General features: G+C 42.4%; 14 protein-coding genes, 2 tRNA genes, 2 rRNA genes and 1 pseudogene (1 of these 19 cut by a window edge). 17 read left to right on the top strand and 2 right to left on the bottom strand.

Going from position 1 to position 18,977, the window contains the following annotated elements; all coding sequences use genetic code 11:
* Positions 1-375: 375 nt before the first annotated feature.
* Both galU and NYE79_RS00830 read right to left on the bottom strand, forming a co-directional pair.
* The gene (gene galU / locus NYE79_RS00825; RefSeq protein WP_000811028.1) at positions 376-1,275 is read right to left on the bottom strand and encodes a UTP--glucose-1-phosphate uridylyltransferase GalU; all 900 of its coding nucleotides are present in this window, start codon (positions 1,273-1,275) and stop codon (positions 376-378) included.
* Between the two features lie 21 nt (positions 1,276-1,296).
* Positions 1,297-2,313, bottom strand: coding sequence for an NAD(P)H-dependent glycerol-3-phosphate dehydrogenase (locus NYE79_RS00830; RefSeq protein WP_213952322.1), 1,017 nt, complete (start codon positions 2,311-2,313; stop codon positions 1,297-1,299).
* A 206-nt stretch (positions 2,314-2,519) separates the two neighbouring features.
* Between NYE79_RS00830 and NYE79_RS00835 the strand changes: the two genes are divergently transcribed.
* The 17 genes and pseudogenes from NYE79_RS00835 to NYE79_RS00915 all read left to right on the top strand — a co-directional run.
* Entirely contained in the window at positions 2,520-4,226 is a 1,707-nt protein-coding gene (locus tag NYE79_RS00835; protein WP_213952321.1) for an ABC transporter ATP-binding protein, read from the top strand.
* A gap of 1 nt (position 4,227) precedes the next feature.
* Positions 4,228-5,994, top strand: a complete 1,767-nt coding sequence (locus NYE79_RS00840; protein ID WP_339293732.1) for an ABC transporter ATP-binding protein — start codon at positions 4,228-4,230, stop codon at positions 5,992-5,994.
* A 139-nt stretch (positions 5,995-6,133) separates the two neighbouring features.
* Positions 6,134-6,823 carry a gamma-glutamyl-gamma-aminobutyrate hydrolase family protein gene (locus NYE79_RS00845; protein ID WP_153225705.1) on the top strand — a complete coding sequence of 230 codons (690 nt, stop codon included), beginning with the start codon at positions 6,134-6,136 and terminating at the stop codon, positions 6,821-6,823.
* 171 nt (positions 6,824-6,994) lie between these two features.
* Positions 6,995-8,344: a glucose-6-phosphate isomerase gene (locus tag NYE79_RS00850; protein WP_000018239.1), complete on the top strand. Its 1,350-nt coding sequence runs from the start codon at positions 6,995-6,997 to the stop codon at positions 8,342-8,344.
* A 183-nt stretch (positions 8,345-8,527) separates the two neighbouring features.
* Positions 8,528-9,328, top strand: coding sequence for an SDR family oxidoreductase (locus NYE79_RS00855; RefSeq protein WP_001000838.1), 801 nt, complete (start codon positions 8,528-8,530; stop codon positions 9,326-9,328).
* Between the two features lie 62 nt (positions 9,329-9,390).
* A complete protein-coding gene (locus NYE79_RS00860) occupies positions 9,391-11,217 on the top strand; it encodes a PTS sugar transporter subunit IIA (protein ID WP_216728802.1) in 1,827 nt (608 codons plus the stop codon).
* Entirely contained in the window at positions 11,217-11,714 is a 498-nt protein-coding gene (locus tag NYE79_RS00865) for a transcriptional regulator GutM (protein ID WP_001086645.1), read from the top strand. Before NYE79_RS00860 ends, NYE79_RS00865 begins: the two co-directional genes overlap by 1 nt.
* Positions 11,711-12,256, top strand: coding sequence for a PTS glucitol/sorbitol transporter subunit IIC (locus NYE79_RS00870; RefSeq protein WP_001015684.1), 546 nt, complete (start codon positions 11,711-11,713; stop codon positions 12,254-12,256). The genes NYE79_RS00865 and NYE79_RS00870 overlap by 4 nt, the downstream gene beginning before the upstream one ends.
* A 13-nt stretch (positions 12,257-12,269) precedes the next feature.
* Positions 12,270-13,250 carry a PTS glucitol/sorbitol transporter subunit IIB gene (locus tag NYE79_RS00875; protein ID WP_020992831.1) on the top strand — a complete coding sequence of 327 codons (981 nt, stop codon included), beginning with the start codon at positions 12,270-12,272 and terminating at the stop codon, positions 13,248-13,250.
* A gap of 98 nt (positions 13,251-13,348) precedes the next feature.
* The gene (locus NYE79_RS00880) at positions 13,349-13,720 is read left to right on the top strand and encodes a PTS glucitol/sorbitol transporter subunit IIA (RefSeq protein WP_008808177.1); all 372 of its coding nucleotides are present in this window, start codon (positions 13,349-13,351) and stop codon (positions 13,718-13,720) included.
* 440 nt (positions 13,721-14,160) lie between these two features.
* Positions 14,161-14,637 (top strand): annotated as a pseudogene (gene pgi, locus NYE79_RS00885) (glucose-6-phosphate isomerase); the annotation flags it as partial.
* Between the two features lie 127 nt (positions 14,638-14,764).
* Entirely contained in the window at positions 14,765-16,225 is a 1,461-nt protein-coding gene (gltX, locus tag NYE79_RS00890) for a glutamate--tRNA ligase (RefSeq protein WP_216728771.1), read from the top strand.
* Positions 16,226-16,237: 12 nt separating this feature from the next.
* The gene (locus NYE79_RS00895; RefSeq protein ID WP_213952318.1) at positions 16,238-16,672 is read left to right on the top strand and encodes a cytidine deaminase; all 435 of its coding nucleotides are present in this window, start codon (positions 16,238-16,240) and stop codon (positions 16,670-16,672) included.
* Positions 16,673-16,788: 116 nt separating this feature from the next.
* Positions 16,789-16,860: transfer RNA gene (locus NYE79_RS00900), tRNA-Glu, on the top strand.
* Positions 16,861-17,091: 231 nt separating this feature from the next.
* A 16S ribosomal RNA gene (locus NYE79_RS00905) occupies positions 17,092-18,639 on the top strand.
* Positions 18,640-18,690: 51 nt separating this feature from the next.
* Positions 18,691-18,763: transfer RNA gene (locus NYE79_RS00910), tRNA-Ala, on the top strand.
* Positions 18,764-18,885: 122 nt separating this feature from the next.
* Positions 18,886-18,977, top strand: a 23S ribosomal RNA gene (locus NYE79_RS00915) (it continues 2,809 nt past the right edge of the window).
* Together the 16S and 23S rRNA genes with 2 tRNA genes alongside form the textbook arrangement of a ribosomal RNA operon.

Here is an 18,977-nt window from a genome sequence, read left to right on the forward strand (position 1 = left end):
AATGAAATGTTATTCTATTTTATAGAGATTTCTTCTTGCAATTTTTAAAAGAATGGTATACAATACAAGTGTTGGAACTATTCGAAACAACACAGCAAGTTAAAATAAGGCTTTGTCCGTACACAACTTGAAAAAGTGAGCACCGATTCGGTGCTTTTTATTTTATTATACAAACTTATTGTGGTCCCATTTTTATAAAAAATAATATCGTAGCGCTTTGATGTAGTTTGAGACCAATTCGGTGGAGCTTTTAAGTGGGTTGACTGAGCAATACAGATTTCTTTTTAGGTAATAGATGTTTTGAAGAATAGCAATACAAAATAAAAAGAACTGGGATAATTAACTATCCTAGTTCTTTTTATATGGAATATTCTTCTATTCCCCCTCAGCTAACTCTTTTCCGAGTTGAATGAGGTAGTCTTTCAGGTCGTCTTTGACTTGTGGGTGTTTGAGAGCGTAGTCGATGGATGTTTTCATAAAGCCAAACTTATCTCCGACATCGTAACGAGCTCCCTTGAATTCACGAGCAAATACACGTTGTGTTTTATTGAGAGTATCGATTGCATCTGTCAGCTGAATTTCATTTCCTGCACCTGGAGCTTGGTTTTCGAGGATTTGGAAAATTTCAGGAGTGAGGAGGTAGCGTCCGATGATAGCAAGGTCACTAGGAGCGTCCTCTGGAGCTGGTTTTTCAACGAAGGTTTCAACGCTATAAAGGCCGTCTTTTCCTTCGCCTTGCGGGGCAATAACCCCATAAGCAGATACTTCGTCGTGAGGGACTGGCATAACAGCGATAGTAGACGCGTGGGTACGCTCGTAGTCATCCATGAGTTGTTTGGTAAGCGGGACAGCCTTTTCGTTAGTGATATCCATCAAGTCATCACCAAGCATAACGACAAAAGGTTCATTTCCAACGAAAGCCTTGGCTTGTAAAACAGCATCGCCGAGACCACGTGGATGCGTTTGGCGGATAAAATGCAGGCGCATGCCGGTTGTCTCATCAACCAGCTTCAAAAGATCTGTTTTCCCTTTTTCTTTAAGGTTATATTCCAATTCGAAGTTTGAGTCGAAGTGGTCCTCGATGGAACGTTTTGACTTACCCGTAACAACCAAGATATCTTCGATACCAGACTTGAGGGCTTCTTCAACGATAAACTGGATAGTTGGCTTGTCTACGATTGGCAACATTTCCTTGGCCAAGGCCTTAGTTGCTGGGAGGAAGCGAGTTCCTAATCCAGCGGCAGGGATGACTGCTTTTCTGACTTTTTGTTTCATGATGTTCCTTTCTATAAGGGTCTACGACCATTCGTTTTCTGCTTTAAATTCATTGCTCATGATGTCAGTGATTGCTTCTTTGGTATTTACACCTTCGTAGATGACTCGGTAAATAGCCTGTGTGATTGGCATGTAGACATCCAATTCCTGAGCCAGCTCGTAAGCTGCTCGAGTTGTTGAAATGCCTTCGATGACCATGCCCATGTTTGCTTCGATGTCTGCGAGGGATTCTCCACGACCGAGAGCATCACCGGCCCTCCAGTTACGAGAGTGGACAGATGTCCCCGTTACAATCAAATCTCCAACTCCAGAAAGACCGCTATAAGTCAGAGGGTTAGCTCCAAGAGCGACCCCTAGACGGGTGATTTCAGCCAAGCCACGGGCAATGATAGCTGCCTTGGCATTGTCGCCAAACCCTAGACCATGTAGTGCCCCCGCACCAACTGCAATGATGTTTTTAAGAGCACCAGCGGTTTCAACCCCGATAACATCCGTATTAGTATAGAGACGGAAGTAGTGATTGCTAAAGAGATTTTGGACGTACTGGGCAGTTTCGAGGTCTTTAGAGGCTGCAGTGATCAAGGTAATATCCCGAACAATCGTTTCCTCAGCGTGGCTCGGTCCTGAAACAACGACGACTTCACTACGAAGGTCAGCTGGAATTTCCTCTTCAAGAATAGTCGATAGGCGTTTGTGGCTATCTGGTTCCAATCCTTTGGAGGCATGCATGATGACAACCTTGTGATCGAGCACCTTTGCTACTTGTTGGGCAACCAGTCTCGTTACTTTTGTTGGGACTACAAATAAAACAGCATCTACACCCTTTAGTGTTTCTTCCAAGTCATGATAGGCTTTGATTTTTTCGTCGAGTAGGATATCTTTGAAATAGCGTTTGTTTGTATGCTGGTTATTGATTTCATCGATTTGGTCAGAAATATTTCCCCAAATTCGAACTTCGTGTCCATTGTCGTTTAGGACCTGCGAAAGGGCAGTTCCCCAAGAACCAGGACCCAAGACAGCGATGGTTTGTTTCTTCATCTTTTCCTCCTTGTAAGAGTTCTTCCTTCCATTTTACCATAAAAAGCCTTTTCATGCATCACCTGTAGATGAAAGCGCACTAATTTATAATAAGGAGACTTCTTTGACAAGATGCCTCTTTTTTGCTAGAATAGCATCAATATGAACGAATGAGAAGGAGCTGACGCAGGATGTCGCTCCCTTTATCTATTTTATTAGGAGGAAATATGCTCATTAAAAAAATAAAAACCTATAAATGGCATGCCTTGGCATCCTTAATGATGACAGGCTTGATGGTTGCGAGCTCGCTCTTGCAACCACGCTATTTGCAAGAGGTGTTAGAGGCTTTGTTGGCCGGACAAAATGAGGCTATTTATAGTATTGGTGCATGGCTGATAGGAGTAGCCCTAGTCGGTCTGGTGGCAGGTGGGGTCAATGTGACACTTGCAGCCTATATTGCCCAAGGAGTGTCTTCGGACCTTCGTGAAGACGCTTTTCGCAAGATCCAGACCTTTTCTTATGCCAATATCGAGCAATTCAATGCGGGTAACCTTGTCGTCCGTATGACCAATGATATTAACCAAATTCAGAACGTGGTGATGATGGCTTTTCAAATCCTCTTCCGTCTCCCTCTTCTCTTTATCGGTTCCTTTATCTTGGCGGTTCACACTCTTCCGTCACTTTGGTGGGTGATTGTCCTCATGGTGCTCCTAATCTTTGCACTAACTGCCATCATGATGGGAATGATGGGGCCACGATTTGCTAAGTTTCAAACCCTTCTTGAACGGATCAATGCTATTGCCAAAGAAAATCTACGTGGTGTGCGCGTGGTCAAATCCTTTGTACAGGAAAAAGCACAATTTGACAAATTTACCGAGGTTTCAGATGAACTTCTCGGCCAAAATCTTTATATCGGTTATGCCTTCTCAGTTATAGAACCCTTCATGATGCTAGTCGGCTATGGGGCGGTCTTCCTCTCTATCTGGTTAGTGGCAGGTATGGCTCAGTCAGATCCATCTGTTGTGGGCTCGATTGCTTCCTTTATCAACTATCTCAGCCAGATTATCTTTACCATCATCATGGTTGGATTTTTAGGAAATTCTGTCAGTCGTGCCATGATTTCCTTGCGTCGTATCCGCGAGATTCTAGATACCGAGCCAGCGATGACCTTTAAAGATCTCCCAGACGAAGAGTTAGAAGGAAGTCTCTCTTTTGAAAATGTGACCTTCACCTATCCTAATGATGATGAGCCTATGCTGAAGAATGTAACCTTTGAAATTGCGCCTGGTCAGATGGTCGGTGTGGTTGGGGCGACTGGAGCAGGGAAGTCTACCTTGGCTCAGTTAATTCCACGACTGTTTGATCCACAGGAGGGCTCTATCAAGATTGGTGGAAAGGATATTCGAGACGTCAGCGAGGGAACCTTGCGTAAAACAGTTTCCATCGTCTTGCAACGTGCTATTCTCTTTAGCGGGACCATTGCAGATAATCTTCGTCAAGGGAAAGGCAATGCCAGTGTGTCAGAAATGGAACGTGCAGCACGGATTGCCCAAGCCAGTGAATTTATCGGACGCATGGAAAACAAATTTGAGAGTCAGGTCGAAGAACGAGGCACCAATTTTTCTGGTGGACAAAAACAACGGATGTCCATTGCCCGTGGGATTGTCAGCAATCCCCGTATCCTGATTTTTGACGATTCGACTTCAGCCTTGGATGCTAAGTCAGAGAGACTCGTGCAGGAAGCTTTGAATAAAGATCTGAAAGGGACAACAACCATTATCATCGCTCAAAAGATCAGTTCAGTCGTCCATGCGGACAAGATTTTGGTCTTGGATCAAGGGCGTTTGATTGGAGAAGGACGGCATGCAGACTTGGTAGCTAACAATGCCGTCTACCGCGAAATCTACGAAACACAAAAGGGAAAGGAGGAATAAAATGAAAACCGTTCGATTTTTCTGGAATTATTTTAAAGTTTACAAGCTCTCCTTTGTCATTGTGATTCTGATGGTTGCAGTTGCGACGATTGCCCAAGCCCTCTTTCCAGTTTTTTCAGGTCAAGCAGTGACAGAGCTCGCTAACCTAGTTCTGGCTTATCAAAATGGAACTTCCGAACTAGCCTGGCAGAGTTTGTCAGCTCTGATGCTGAATCTAGCTCTAGTTGTCCTCGCCTTAGTGGTATCCAGTTTGATTTACATGACCTTGATGACCCGTGTGATTGCTGAGTCAACAAATGAGATGCGTAAGGGCCTCTTTGGCAAACTCTCTCGTTTGACGGTTTCTTTCTTTGACCGCCATCAGGATGGCGATATCCTTTCTCGCTTCACGAGTGACTTGGACAACATCCTTCAAGCCTTCAATGAAAGCCTAGTTCAGGTTATGAGCAATATTGCTCTTTACATCGGTTTGATTTTTGTCATGTTTTCAAGAAATGTGACGCTCGCCCTGATAACAGTAGCCAGTACTCCAGTAGCCTTTCTCATGTTGGTTTTCATCGTGAAAATGGCCCGCAAGTACACTAATCTCCAGCAAAAAGAGGTTGGGAAACTAAACGCCTACATGGACGAGAGTATTTCTGGACAGAAAGCTGTTATCGTACAAGGAATTCAAGATGATATCGTAGCAGGCTTTGTGGAGCAAAATGAGCGCGTGCGCAAGGCAACTTTTAAAGGGAGAATGTTCTCAGGTATCCTCTTTCCAGTTATGAATGGGATGAGCTTGGTCAATACGGCCATCGTCATTTTTGCTGGTTCTGCGGTCCTGCTGAACGATCCAAGTATCGAAACAACAACAGCCCTAGGTTTGATTGTCATGTTTACCCAATTTTCTCAGCAGTACTACCAGCCGATTATCCAGGTGGCTGCGAGTTGGGGGAGCCTCCAGTTGGCCTTTACTGGGGCGGATCGTATCCAAGAAATGTTCGATGCAGAAGAAGAGATTCGTCCGCAAAATGCCCCTGCCTTTACGGAATTGCGAGAAGGCGTTGAAATCAGTCACATTGATTTCTCTTATGTGCCAGACAAGCCGATTTTAAAAGATGTTAGCATTTCAGCTCCTAAGGGGCAGATGATAGCAGTTGTCGGTCCGACTGGCTCAGGGAAAACGACCATCATGAACCTCATCAATCGTTTCTACGATGTGGATGCAGGCAGCATTTGCTTTGATGGCAAAGACATCCGTGACTACGACTTGGACAGTCTGCGGAGCAAGGTCGGGATTGTCCTGCAGGATTCGGTCTTGTTTAGCGGAACAATCCGAGACAATATCCGCTTTGGTGTGCCAGATGCCAGTCAGGAAATGGTCGAAGTAGCTGCCAAGGCAACTCATATTCATGACTATATCGAAAGCTTGCCTGACAAGTATGATACCCTTATTGATGATGAGCAAAATATCTTCTCGACTGGGCAGAAACAATTGATTTCCATCGCTCGAACCTTGATGACAGATCCTCAAGTCCTAATCTTAGATGAAGCGACTTCCAATGTGGATACCGTAACAGAAAGCAAGATTCAACATGCTATGGAGGCAGTTGTAGCAGGACGAACCAGTTTTGTTATTGCCCATCGTCTCAAGACCATCCTCAATGCCGATCAGATTATTGTCCTCAAAGATGGAGAGGTTATTGAACGTGGAAATCATCACGAGTTGCTCAAACTCGGCGGTTTCTACTCGGAACTGTATCACAATCAATTTGTCTTCGAATAAAAAAGAAGTTGTCCTCGTTGGGCAGCTTTTTCTTGTCCATAAAAAATACTTATCACGGTCTTTAAAAAAACATATTAGACAGGAAAGGGTTGGAGTGATAAGATAAGACTGTCGCAAGAAAATCGAAAGGAGACATATCATGGCTAGAACAGTTGTTGGAGTAGCGGCAAACCTATGTCCTGTAGACGCAGAAGGAAAAAACATCCACTCATCTGTATCCTGTAAATTTGCTGAAAGTATTCGTCAGGTTGGCGGACTTCCTTTGGTCATTCCGGTTGGTGATGAGACACTTGTCCATGACTATGTAGAAATGATTGATAAGCTCATCTTGACTGGGGGACAAAATGTTCATCCTCAGTTTTATGGTGAGGAAAAAACAATTGATAGCGACGACTATAACCTAGCTCGCGACGAGTTTGAGCTAGCTCTTCTACAAGAAGCCTTGCGTCAGAACAAACCAATCTTAGCCATTTGCCGTGGCGTTCAGCTTGTCAACGTTGCTTTTGGTGGGACACTCAATCAGGATATTGAAGGTCATTGGCAAGGTCTACCTTTTGGGACTTCACATTCTATTGAGACAGTGGATGGCAGTGTAGTGTCTAAATTATTTGGTAAAGAAAGTCAGGTTAACTCAGTACATCGTCAGAGTATTAAAGACTTGGCACCCAATTTCCGCGTGACGGCTGTGGATCCACGTGATCAAACTGTTGAAGCAATCGAATCTATTGATGAGCACCGTATTATTGGTCTCCAGTGGCATCCAGAATTTTTGGTCAATGAAGAAGATGGCAACTTAGAATTATTTGAGTATTTATTGAATGAATTATAACGACTGGAAACCTAGTCGTTTTTTTGTCTTATTTCGTTCAAATTTTAATATTGTAACATTTTTTACGCAAATGTTTAAATTATGATAAAATTTGGAAAAATTCAGTATAAAAACTTGAAAAAATCTAAGGTAAGGGTTATGATAGAAGAGAAGAAATTTTGGAGGAATATTATGTCACATATTAAATTTGATTATTCAAAAGTATTAGATAAATTTGTTGCACCACATGAACTAGATTATATGCAGCCTCAAGTGACTGCAGCAGATTCTGCTCTGCGAAATGGTACAGGTCCTGGGGCAGAAATGACTGGCTGGTTGAACTTACCTGAAGAATATGACAAAGATGAATTTGCTCGTATTCAAAAGGCTGCTGCTAAAATCCAATCTGATAGTGAGGTATTGATCGTAATCGGTATTGGTGGTTCCTATTTAGGAGCTCGTGCAGCTATTGATTTCTTGAATAATTCATTTGTAAACTTGCAAAGAAAGGAAGAACGCAAGGCACCTCAGATCCTCTATGCTGGAAACTCTATCTCTTCAAGCTATTTGGCTGATTTGGTAGACTATGTATCAGACAAAGATTTCTCAGTAAACGTGATTTCTAAATCAGGTACAACAACTGAACCGGCTATTGCTTTCCGTGTCTTCAAAGAACTCTTGGTTAAGAAGTACGGTCAAGAAGAAGCTAACCAACGTATCTACGCAACTACAGACCGCGCTAAAGGTGCAGTTAAGGTTGAAGCAGATGCTAATGGCTGGGATACTTTTGTAGTGCCTGATAGTGTAGGTGGTCGTTTTACAGTATTGACAGCAGTGGGGCTCTTGCCAATCGCAGCTGCAGGAGCTGATATCAGCAAGTTAATGGAAGGAGCAAATGCTGCTCGCAAGGCTTATGCTTCTGATAAGTTGGCTGAAAATGAAGCATATCAATATGCAGTTGTACGCAATATCTTGTACCGTAAAGGTTATCTGACAGAAGTTCTAGCTAACTATGAACCATCTCTGCAATACTTCTCTGAGTGGTGGAAGCAACTGGCTGGTGAGTCAGAAGGGAAAGACCAAAAAGGGATTTATCCAACTTCAGCTAACTTCTCAACAGACTTGCACTCTCTGGGACAATTTATCCAGGAAGGTACCCGTATCCTCTTTGAAACAGTTATCCGTGTAGATAAACCTCGCAAAAATGTGCTGATTCCTGAATTGGCAGAAGACTTGGACGGTCTTGGCTACTTGCAAGGAAAAGATGTTGACTTTGTCAATAAAAAAGCTACAGATGGAGTGCTGTTAGCACACACTGATGGTGGAGTTCCAAATATGTTTGTGACACTGCCTGAGCAAGATGAGTTCACTTTGGGCTACACTATTTACTTCTTTGAGTTGGCTATTGCTCTTTCTGGCTACCTGAATGGTATCAATCCATTTGACCAGCCTGGAGTTGAAGCTTATAAGAAAAACATGTTTGCTCTTCTTGGGAAACCAGGCTTTGAAGAGCTGGGTGCTGAGTTGAATGCACGCCTTTGATTCTCATATGCTTTGAGTTCATTTAGAATATAAAAAGATCCACAAGTTCATTTCTTGTGGATTTTTAGTACAAGCCTCTTAATTAGTTTATTATTTTTTTTAAAAGTGTAAAAAAGAGTGTCTTAATTCTTTTATGAAAGCGCTGTATAATTGCCTTGTAAATAAAATTTGAGAGGTATCAAAATGAATGATTGGTTAAACATAAAAGGCAAAACAGTTCTTGTGACTGGCGCGTCATCTGGGATCGGTAAGGCAATCGTTGAAGAATTGCTGGAATTAGGAGTCAATGTAGCGAATTTTGATCTTAGCGACAACGATTTGCGTCACCCGAATCTATTATTTGTAAAAGTTGATGTAACTTCTCGCTCTGAAGTAGAAGAGGGTGTTGCCAAAATAGTTGAAAGATTTGGCAATATTGATGCGGTAGTCAATAATGCAGGGATTAATGTTCCCAGATTATTAATTGATGCAGAAAATCCTAAAGGTCCTTACGAGTTAGACGATGAAACGTTTGAAAAAGTAACAATGATTAATCAAAAAGGTTTGTATTTGGTTAGTCAGGCAGTAGGACGTATTTTAGTGAAAAATAGAAAAGGTGTAATTGTGAACATGGCTTCAGAAGCAGGTTTGGAAGGTTCTGAAGGACAAAGTGCCTATGCTGCAACAAAAGCAGCAGTCTATAGTTACACTCGTTCATGGGCGAAAGAGCTGGGTAAGCATGGTGTACGTGTGGTTGGAATTGCTCCAGGAATTATGGAAGCTACGGGACTTCGAACTCTTTCTTATGAGGAAGCTCTTGCTTATACCCGTGGAAAGACGGTAGAAGATATTCGAGCTGGTTATGCTTCAACTTCAACAACTCCTTTGGGACGAAGTGGTAAACTACGGGAAGTAGCTGATCTTGTAGCATTCTATATTTCAGATCGTTCTAGCTATATAACTGGAGTCACTACAAATATTGCTGGAGGGAAAACTCGCGGTTAAAAAAATGAAGGTGAGGAAGAGAGTTGACCATAGTAAATCGATGGTATAACATTTTAGAAAAAATGGTCTCACAGCCAACTTATTCCTTGGTAGATATGCGCTCAGAGCTGGATATTAGTATGCAAACCTTGCAAAAGAGTATCCAACAATTAAATGATGTTTTGGCTCCTAATATCCAGATTATCTCACAAGATGATAAGTTAATGTTAGAGGTGTATGACTATACTGAGTTGGAAAGGATTTTATCTGGTAGTTTAAAACGGGAGAGTGACTTCAATTCTTCCAGTAAAAGAATTGCCTATTTACTAAAACGTTTAATTAAGTCAACCTCCCCTCTTCTTATTGACGACTTGGCTGAGGAGGCAGGTGTTAGTAGAAGTACCCTTAATAAGGATTTAAAACAAGTAAAATCTTTGGCAGAGAGTTACTCTATCACTATTTCAGGAAAGCCCAACCGTGGGCTGGAGGTCTTGGGGTCCGAGCTGAATTTGCGCTTGCTCTATATTCACCAAGTGGCCCCTTACTTTGAAGGAAAGACACTCACCGAGGCAACATCTTCTTTTCTGGAGACGCTAGTCCAGGAGTATAAAATCCCGAAAGAAACAAAGGAACTCCTTCGAAAGACAATTTCAATTATGGTGGAGCGTATTTATGCATCTAGGGTGTTGAGTTGCCCTATTCCTTACTATAGGAATGATTTAACAGAGACACCTTTGGTTGAAAAATTAATCTATCATATTGAGATGACTTATAAGATTTCCCTCAGTCAGTTTGAAATAGACTTTTTGTGTTTTCCGTTTAATATCCGTTTTATTGACACTTTAAGCAAGCCGTCTTATCAATCTGAACAGCTTGCAAACATTTTTCAAGGGATTGTCAAGAAAGTCAAAGAAACAATGTTGGTTAACTTTGATGATGAAGAATTATTTGAAGAAATCAAGTCTCATCTAGGCCCCTTAATCAATCGACTGATTTTCCATGTGCAAGCTAATGATATATTCCATGGCGAGGTTCAAACTCAATATCCTTTTGCTTTTGAAATGGCGAAAATTGCTGGAGAAGAACTGTCTGCAATTTTTGGTTCTGAATTGGAATTATCTGAAATCGGATATCTGGCTTTGTATTTTGAAATGATTTTAAGAAAGCAAAACTCTGTTGTAAATGGTTCTCGCAAGCAGATAGCAGTAGTTTGCACAACAGGAAGAGGAACTGCTGCGATGATTATTCAGCAACTCAGACGAATCCTTGGAAATGATGTAGACATTACTCAGTATTCTGAAGAGGATTTTAATCTGGATTTGAATCAGGACTATTTCGCGATTTTTACGACAGTTCCTCTAAAATATAAAGATTCTAAATCTCCAGTCATTCAAGTTAATCATCTTTTTGATGATCAATGGCTGCGGGAAGAATGGCAGAGGGCCAATGCTTTTCATCAAAAAAATCTAGAAACAGTCAGCTTACGTTTTCTTCGGTTGAGTCCCCAAAAAACCTATCAGCAATACTTGCTAAATATGGTTGCAGAGTTAGAGAAACTTCAGATGATTGATGAAGGTTTTAGAAATCGGATAATTGATAGGGAGAAAAAACAATCAACCATTTTTGGTGGAGGAATTGCCTTCCCCCATACAATTAACCAGGGTTATGCAAAGACTATTTTAATGTTTGGAAAGCTAGAAGAGCCTTATCAAAAAGGAGATGATTGGATTGAATTTATCTTTCTAGTCGCCATTCCCTCAGAAATTGAAAGCAAAATGGAGAGTGAATTGCTGGAATTGTATGACGACATTTTTCGAATTGCAGGAGAGCCTTCTCTAAAAGAAGCTTTGAGGGCTGTAGAAACAGAGACAGAGTTTCTATCATTTTCTAAGAGCAAAGGAGTATTTTAATGAATTCGCTAATAATTTTCGCTGTATTTGTCATGGCAGCTTATATATTTCAAATGTTCCTCGGCTGGCAGCAACTCAAAGACTTCAATAAGACCTATACGATGCTCCGAAGACTGGGGCGCGTAGCGATTGGCAGGAAGTCCGGAAGAATCAAATCCGGTACGATTGTCATGTTCGCGGTTGATGAAAACGGTCGGGTTCTTAAAGCTAGCAAAATGCAAGGAGTCACAATCTTAGCACGTTTTCAAAATATGGACGATTATGTTGGAGAAGACATCCATTATTTTGACAAGTATAATCCTCTTGTGAGAAAAGAAAATAAGTTGATGCAATCAGCCATAGAAGATGCTAGAAAAGTCTATCTTTGGCATGAGGCAGGTATTGAGAAAGAGACAAGTTCATCTGATTCTTTTCTGGGATTCGGCTTTTATGCGAATTACTTACAATTATCTATTAAACAGTTATTTAAAAAAAATAAGAAAGGGAGTTCCTTATGAATCACATTACAAATTTTGCAGAGAGTTTTATGAAACTCTTCCAATTAGGTGGAGAAACCTTTATTAGCTGGATGACAAATATTGTACCGCTTGTCTTAATGCTATTGATTGCAATGAATACCCTTATCGCTTTCTTGGGAGAAGAGAAGGTCAATTCCCTGGCTAAGATTTCTGCCAAAAATCCTGTTAGCCGGTATATGATTTTACCTTTCATTTCAGCCTTTATGCTGGGGAATCCGATGGCAATCAGTATGGGACGTTTCTTACCAGAATATTATAAACCTAGTTTTGTAGCAGCTCAGATGCAGTTCTGCCATACTTCAAATGGTGTATTTCCGCATATCAATCCTGGGGAATTGTTTGTATGGATGGGAATTGCAACAGGAATTCAAACTTTAGGTTTAAGTCAAATGGACTTAGCCATTCGTTACATGCTTGTTGGGCTTGTCATGAACTTTGTAGGCGGTTGGGTGACCGATTTTACAACTGCTTATGTAGCAAAACAGCAAGGTGTTACCTTGAGTAAAACATTTGATTTATAGAAAGAGTGAAATTATGTCATATAAGAGTATAAAAGTTGTTAAAGGAAATGGCGGTTTCGGAGGACCTTTGGTCATTACACCTAGTGAAGCTAAGCATAAATTCATCTATATCACTGGCGGAGGAGAAAAGCCAGATATTGTGGATAAAATTGCTGATTTGACCGGTATGGAAGCTGTTAATGGGTTTAAAACTTCTATCCCAGATGAGGAAATTGCTTTAGCAATCGTGGATTGTGGCGGTACTCTTCGCTGTGGTATTTATCCTAAAAAGGGGATCCCTACAATAAATATTGTAGCTACAGGGAAAAGTGGGCCTCTAGCTCAATATATAACCGAGGAAATCTATGTGTCAGCAGTTGGCCTTAATCAAATTTCTGCTGCTAATGAAGACGAAAAAGCGACAACTGTGGTAACAGAAAAGCCAACTTACGATACTAGTAAAAAAATTACAGAGCAAAAAGCTGAAACAAGTATTGTAGCAAGAATTGGGATGGGCGCTGGGAAGGTCGTTGCGACTTTCAACCAGGCTGCTCGTGAAGCCATCCAAACAATGCTCAACACGATCATTCCTTTCATGGCCTTTGTTTCCTTGCTGATTGGGGTTATTCAAGGTTCAGGTGTTGGAAATTGGCTGGCAAAATTAATGGTTCCCCTAGCTGGGAACATCTGGGGACTCATTTTGATTGGCTTTATCTGTTCCTTGCCATTCCTATCTCCTTTGTTAGGCCCCGGAGCTGTTATCAGTCAGATTATTGGAACCTTAATTGGAGTTGAAATCGGCAAAGGGAATATTCCGCCCCAAATGGCTCTGCCAGCTATATTTGCTATCAACACTCAAAACGGTTGTGATTTCATTCCTGTAGCACTCGGTCTATCTGAAGCCAAGGCTGAAACAGTTGAGGTTGGTGTCCCTTCTGTGCTTTATTCACGCTTTCTCAATGGTGTTCCGCGGGTGCTAGTAGCTTGGATAGCTAGTATTGGCCTTTATCAGTAAACCTTTGATAGATGCACGTAAACATAGCAACTATTATGTTAAACTTATCTATAAGCATAAGTTTATGACAGATTTGAGAAAGGATGAATAGGAATTAGATGAAGAAAATTTTTGAAGCTAAAGTAATTCAAGTGGGGCCTGAAGCTCAGAATATGATTCAAGATGCCAATATGCTCATTTTGTTTGGAGAAGAAGCTCCGGAAGACTTAGCAGAGTATTGTTTTAAAATCGATAACAAAAATCTTCTAGGTGCAATACTAGAAGGTGGAAAGCTGGTGGTAGATAGTCAGGAATATTCGATTACTGCCGTAGGAAATGTAGTAGAAAAAAATTTAACTGGACTGGGCCATATCACGATTTCTTTTGATGGTTCAAAAGAGGGGAGCCTTCCTGGTACACTCCATGTTGCAGCAGACCAAGCAGTAGTAATTGAAAAGGACTCTACCATTCAGATTTTCGAAACTGCTTGACCATAACAAAATTTAAAATCAAGCAATTTAGAAACATAAAAGTCAAAAAAATTGATTCAGAGCTTGGACAAAAAGTCCAGGCTTCTGGGTCTAAATTAGAAAAAATAGATGACGCGGTGGTTGATTGGCATCTTCCTTCGCTTTTTAAGCCCCAAAGATTGCCTGATCAACTGTGCGGGGGTGGGAAGATGAACTTTTTAACTTGTTTGAAGTTCTTTCCCACTCCCTTTTTGATAGGGAAAATAATTTATGTTTTAATATTGTAAAATTTGTCATTGTTTTTCAATGTTTTCGCAATATGACAAATCAACAAAATTTATAAGGATAAAAGCATGCCAGAAAAAGACGGTCAAGGTCAAGCGCAAAGAGCTTGAAGTCAATCAAACTAGCCAGCCAGTGCAAGGGAATTTCCAGCAGATGCATCCATAAGGTGTGCCTGAACAGAAGGAAAAGACCAAAAAGGTATTTACCCAACTTCAGCAAACTTCTCAACTGACTTGCACTCATTGGGTCAATTTATCCAAGAAGGAACTCGTATCATGTTTGAAACAGTTGTCCGTGTTGACAAACCACGTAAGAACGTGATTATCCCTACTTTGGAAGAAGACCTTGATGGACTTGGTTACCTTCAAGGAAAAGACGTTGACTTTGTAAACAAAAAAGCAACTGACGGTGTTCTTCTTGCCCACACTGACGGTGATGTGCCAAACATGTACGTGACTCTTCCAGAGCAAGACGCTTTCACTCTTGGTTACACTATCTACTTCTTCGAATTGGCAATTGCCCTTTCAGGTTACTTGAATGCCATCAACCCATTTGACCAACCAGGTGTTGAAGCCTACAAACGCAACATGTTTGCCCTTCTTGGAAAACCAGGGTTTGAAGAATTGAGCAAAGAGCTTAACGCACGTCTATAATAGAAGAAAAGAGTGGCTTGCCCACTCTTTTTACTCTCTTTATTCGTAGACATTGGACTCAGGCGAGACTTGTGATATAATATAGAAAGCAAAAAGGCAGACGCCTAGAGACTTTATAGGAGAAACTATGTCAAAAGATATCCGCGTACGCTACGCACCAAGTCCAACAGGACTACTACACATCGGAAATGCCCGTACAGCATTGTTTAACTACCTTTACGCACGCCATCATGGTGGAACTTTTATCATTCGTATCGAAGATACTGACCGTAAACGCCATGTTGAGGATGGAGAACGTTCACAGCTTGAAAATCTTCGCTGGTTGGGTATGGATTGGGATGAGAGCCCAGAAACTCATGCAAACTACCGCCAGTCTGAGCGTTTGGAACTCTATCAAAAATACATCGACCAATTGCTAGCTGAAGGAAAAGCCTACAAATCTTACGTCACAGAAGAAGAGTTGGCGGCTGAGCGTGAACGCCAAGAAGCAGCTGGCGAAACACCTTGTTACATCAACGAATACCTTGGCATGAGCGAAGAAGAAAAAGCAGCTTATGTCGCAGAACGTGAAGCTGCAGGTATCATCCCAACTGTTCGTTTGGCAGTTAATGAGTCAGGTATCTACAAATGGCATGACATGGTCAAAGGTGATATCGAGTTTGAAGGTGGCAATATCGGTGGGGACTGGGTTATCCAAAAGAAAGATGGCTACCCAACTTACAACTTTGCCGTTGTCATCGATGACCACGATATGCAAATTTCTCATGTCATTCGTGGAGATGACCATATTGCTAACACACCAAAACAACTCATGGTTTATGAAGCGCTTGGATGGGAAGCACCTGAGTTTGGTCACATGACCTTGATCATTAACTCTGAAACTGGTAAGAAGTTATCTAAACGTGATACTAACACCCTTCAGTTTATTGAAGATTACCGTAAGAAAGGGTACCTTCCAGAAGCAGTCTTTAACTTTATCGCCCTTCTTGGTTGGAATCCTGGTGGAGAAGACGAAATCTTCTCTCGCGAAGAACTCATTAAGCTCTTTGATGAAAATCGCCTCAGCAAGTCTCCAGCAGCCTTCGACCAGAAGAAACTGGACTGGATGAGCAATGATTACATCAAGAGAGCTGACTTAGCAACCATCTTTGAAATGGCAAAACCATTCCTAGAAGAAGCAGGACGCTTGACTGACAAGGCCGAAAAATTGGTGGAACTCTACAAACCACAAATGAAGTCAGTGGATGAAATCGTTCCATTGACAGACCTTTTCTTCTCAGACTTCCCAGAGCTGACAGATGCTGAGCGCGAGGTCATGGCAGGAGAAACCGTTCCTGTTGTTCTAGAAGCCTTCAAAGCGAAACTAGAAGCCATGACAGATGAGGAATTTGTGACAGAAAACATCTTCCCACAAATCAAAGCAGTTCAAAAAGAAACAGGTATCAAAGGGAAAAACCTCTTCATGCCGATTCGTATTGCCGTTTCAGGTGAAATGCATGGACCAGAATTACCAGACACCATTTTCTTACTCGGACGTGAAAAGTCAATCCAGCATATTGAAAACATACTGAAAGAGATTTCTAAATAAAAAGGACTTCCGATGGATACATGGGAAAAAATGTATGAAGAAGCACGAGCCTTATACAATCCTCATGAAGTTTCTGACTTTGTTTATGCTAACCATGTTGTTGCTGCAGTAGAAGCAGAAGATGGTCAGATCTTCACAGGATTTTGTATGGAGGGCACTTGTGGCGTTTTTCATCTCTGTGCAGAACGAGCGGCTCTCTTCAATATGTATCAATTTTCAGGACAAACTAAAGTTAAGAAAATCCTCGCCTTTCGAGATAAACCTCCTTACGGCGAAGGATCAGGTATGCCCTGTGGCGCTTGCAGAGAATTTCTCTTAGAATTGAATGCTGAAAATAAAGAAGCAGAGTTCATGATGGACTACGAAACAAGAAAAACAATCAAAGTTGCCGAATTGATCCCTTACTGGTGGGGAGAGGAACGTGCGACTAATTGGCAAGATAAATAGAGGGAGTCAGTTTAACTGGCTCTTTCCCTAATCTTTTCAGAATTTCGGTAAAGAGGAAAAAAAGTCCTTGACAAAGGCGGAAAAGTAGGTATAATAGAAAGAGTTGAAAAGCTCAAGGTCCGTTGGTCAAGGGGTTAAGACACCGCCTTTTCACGGCGGTAACACGGGTTCGAATCCCGTACGGACTATGGGTGTATTGTGGTTAAAAAAACTTGAAAAAAGTTTAAAAAATCTGTTGACAGAGACAGATGGCTGTGATATACTAATATAGTTGTCGCTTGAGAGAGATTGAGTGACAAAGACCTTTGAAAACTGAACAAGACGAACCAATGTGCAGGGCACTATAACTGAGGTTATAGTACTGAACAATGAAAAAACAATAAATCTGTCAGTGACAGAAATGAGTGAGAACTCAAACTTTTAATGAGAGTTTGATCCTGGCTCAGGACGAACGCTGGCGGCGTGCCTAATACATGCAAGTAGAACGCTGAAGCTTGGTGCTTGCACCGAGCGGATGAGTTGCGAACGGGTGAGTAACGCGTAGGTAACCTGCCTGGTAGCGGGGGATAACTATTGGAAACGATAGCTAATACCGCATAAGAGTAGATGTTGCATGACATTTGCTTAAAAGGTGCAATTGCATCACTACCAGATGGACCTGCGTTGTATTAGCTAGTTGGTGAGGTAACGGCTCACCAAGGCGACGATACATAGCCGACCTGAGAGGGTGATCGGCCACACTGGGACTGAGACACGGCCCAGACTCCTACGGGAGGCAGCAGTAGGGAATCTTCGGCAATGGACGGAAGTCTGACCGAGCAACGCCGCGTGAGTGAAGAAGGTTTTCGGATCGTAAAGCTCTGTTGTAAGAGAAGAACGAGTGTGAGAGTGGAAAGTTCACACTGTGACGGTATCTTACCAGAAAGGGACGGCTAACTACGTGCCAGCAGCCGCGGTAATACGTAGGTCCCGAGCGTTGTCCGGATTTATTGGGCGTAAAGCGAGCGCAGGCGGTTAGATAAGTCTGAAGTTAAAGGCTGTGGCTTAACCATAGTACGCTTTGGAAACTGTTTAACTTGAGTGCAAGAGGGGAGAGTGGAATTCCATGTGTAGCGGTGAAATGCGTAGATATATGGAGGAACACCGGTGGCGAAAGCGGCTCTCTGGCTTGTAACTGACGCTGAGGCTCGAAAGCGTGGGGAGCAAACAGGATTAGATACCCTGGTAGTCCACGCCGTAAACGATGAGTGCTAGGTGTTAGACCCTTTCCGGGGTTTAGTGCCGCAGCTAACGCATTAAGCACTCCGCCTGGGGAGTACGACCGCAAGGTTGAAACTCAAAGGAATTGACGGGGGCCCGCACAAGCGGTGGAGCATGTGGTTTAATTCGAAGCAACGCGAAGAACCTTACCAGGTCTTGACATCCCTCTGACCGCTCTAGAGATAGAGTTTTCCTTCGGGACAGAGGTGACAGGTGGTGCATGGTTGTCGTCAGCTCGTGTCGTGAGATGTTGGGTTAAGTCCCGCAACGAGCGCAACCCCTATTGTTAGTTGCCATCATTCAGTTGGGCACTCTAGCGAGACTGCCGGTAATAAACCGGAGGAAGGTGGGGATGACGTCAAATCATCATGCCCCTTATGACCTGGGCTACACACGTGCTACAATGGCTGGTACAACGAGTCGCAAGCCGGTGACGGCAAGCTAATCTCTTAAAGCCAGTCTCAGTTCGGATTGTAGGCTGCAACTCGCCTACATGAAGTCGGAATCGCTAGTAATCGCGGATCAGCACGCCGCGGTGAATACGTTCCCGGGCCTTGTACACACCGCCCGTCACACCACGAGAGTTTGTAACACCCGAAGTCGGTGAGGTAACCATTTGGAGCCAGCCGCCTAAGGTGGGATAGATGATTGGGGTGAAGTCGTAACAAGGTAGCCGTATCGGAAGGTGCGGCTGGATCACCTCCTTTCTAAGGATAAGGAACTGCACATTGGTCTTGTTTAGTCTTGAGAGGTCTTGTGGGGCCTTAGCTCAGCTGGGAGAGCGCCTGCTTTGCACGCAGGAGGTCAGCGGTTCGATCCCGCTAGGCTCCATTGGTGAGAGATCACCAAGTAATGCACATTGAAAATTGAATATCTATATCAAATAGTAACAAGAAAATAAACCGAAACGCTGTAGTATTAAAAGAGTTTATGACTGAAAGGTCAAAAAATAAGGTTAAGTTAATAAGGGCGCACGGTGGATGCCTTGGCACTAGGAGCCGAAGAAGGACGTGACAAACGACGATATGCCTTGGGTAGCTGTAAG

The sequence above is a fragment of the Streptococcus sp. FSL W8-0197 genome (genome assembly GCF_037963785.1).
Lineage (GTDB): Bacteria > Bacillota > Bacilli > Lactobacillales > Streptococcaceae > Streptococcus > Streptococcus oralis_CQ.

Bases quoted from the DNA above. Each gene is read 5' to 3' on its own strand.
- gltX (WP_216728771.1), top strand. From the start codon at position 14,765: ATGTCAAAAGATATCCGCGTACGCTACGCACCAAGTCCAACAGGACTA.
- NYE79_RS00895 (WP_213952318.1), top strand. From the start codon at position 16,238: ATGGATACATGGGAAAAAATGTATGAAGAAGCACGAGCCTTATACAAT.
- NYE79_RS00855 (WP_001000838.1), top strand. From the start codon at position 8,528: ATGAATGATTGGTTAAACATAAAAGGCAAAACAGTTCTTGTGACTGGC.
- NYE79_RS00865 (WP_001086645.1), top strand. From the start codon at position 11,217: ATGAATTCGCTAATAATTTTCGCTGTATTTGTCATGGCAGCTTATATA.
- NYE79_RS00830 (WP_213952322.1), bottom strand. From the start codon at position 2,313: ATGAAGAAACAAACCATCGCTGTCTTGGGTCCTGGTTCTTGGGGAACT.
- NYE79_RS00840 (WP_339293732.1), top strand. From the start codon at position 4,228: ATGAAAACCGTTCGATTTTTCTGGAATTATTTTAAAGTTTACAAGCTC.
- NYE79_RS00875 (WP_020992831.1), top strand. From the start codon at position 12,270: ATGTCATATAAGAGTATAAAAGTTGTTAAAGGAAATGGCGGTTTCGGA.
- NYE79_RS00870 (WP_001015684.1), top strand. From the start codon at position 11,711: ATGAATCACATTACAAATTTTGCAGAGAGTTTTATGAAACTCTTCCAA.
- NYE79_RS00835 (WP_213952321.1), top strand. From the start codon at position 2,520: ATGCTCATTAAAAAAATAAAAACCTATAAATGGCATGCCTTGGCATCC.
- NYE79_RS00845 (WP_153225705.1), top strand. From the start codon at position 6,134: ATGGCTAGAACAGTTGTTGGAGTAGCGGCAAACCTATGTCCTGTAGAC.
- NYE79_RS00880 (WP_008808177.1), top strand. From the start codon at position 13,349: ATGAAGAAAATTTTTGAAGCTAAAGTAATTCAAGTGGGGCCTGAAGCT.
- galU (WP_000811028.1), bottom strand. From the start codon at position 1,275: ATGAAACAAAAAGTCAGAAAAGCAGTCATCCCTGCCGCTGGATTAGGA.
- NYE79_RS00860 (WP_216728802.1), top strand. From the start codon at position 9,391: ATGGTCTCACAGCCAACTTATTCCTTGGTAGATATGCGCTCAGAGCTG.
- NYE79_RS00850 (WP_000018239.1), top strand. From the start codon at position 6,995: ATGTCACATATTAAATTTGATTATTCAAAAGTATTAGATAAATTTGTT.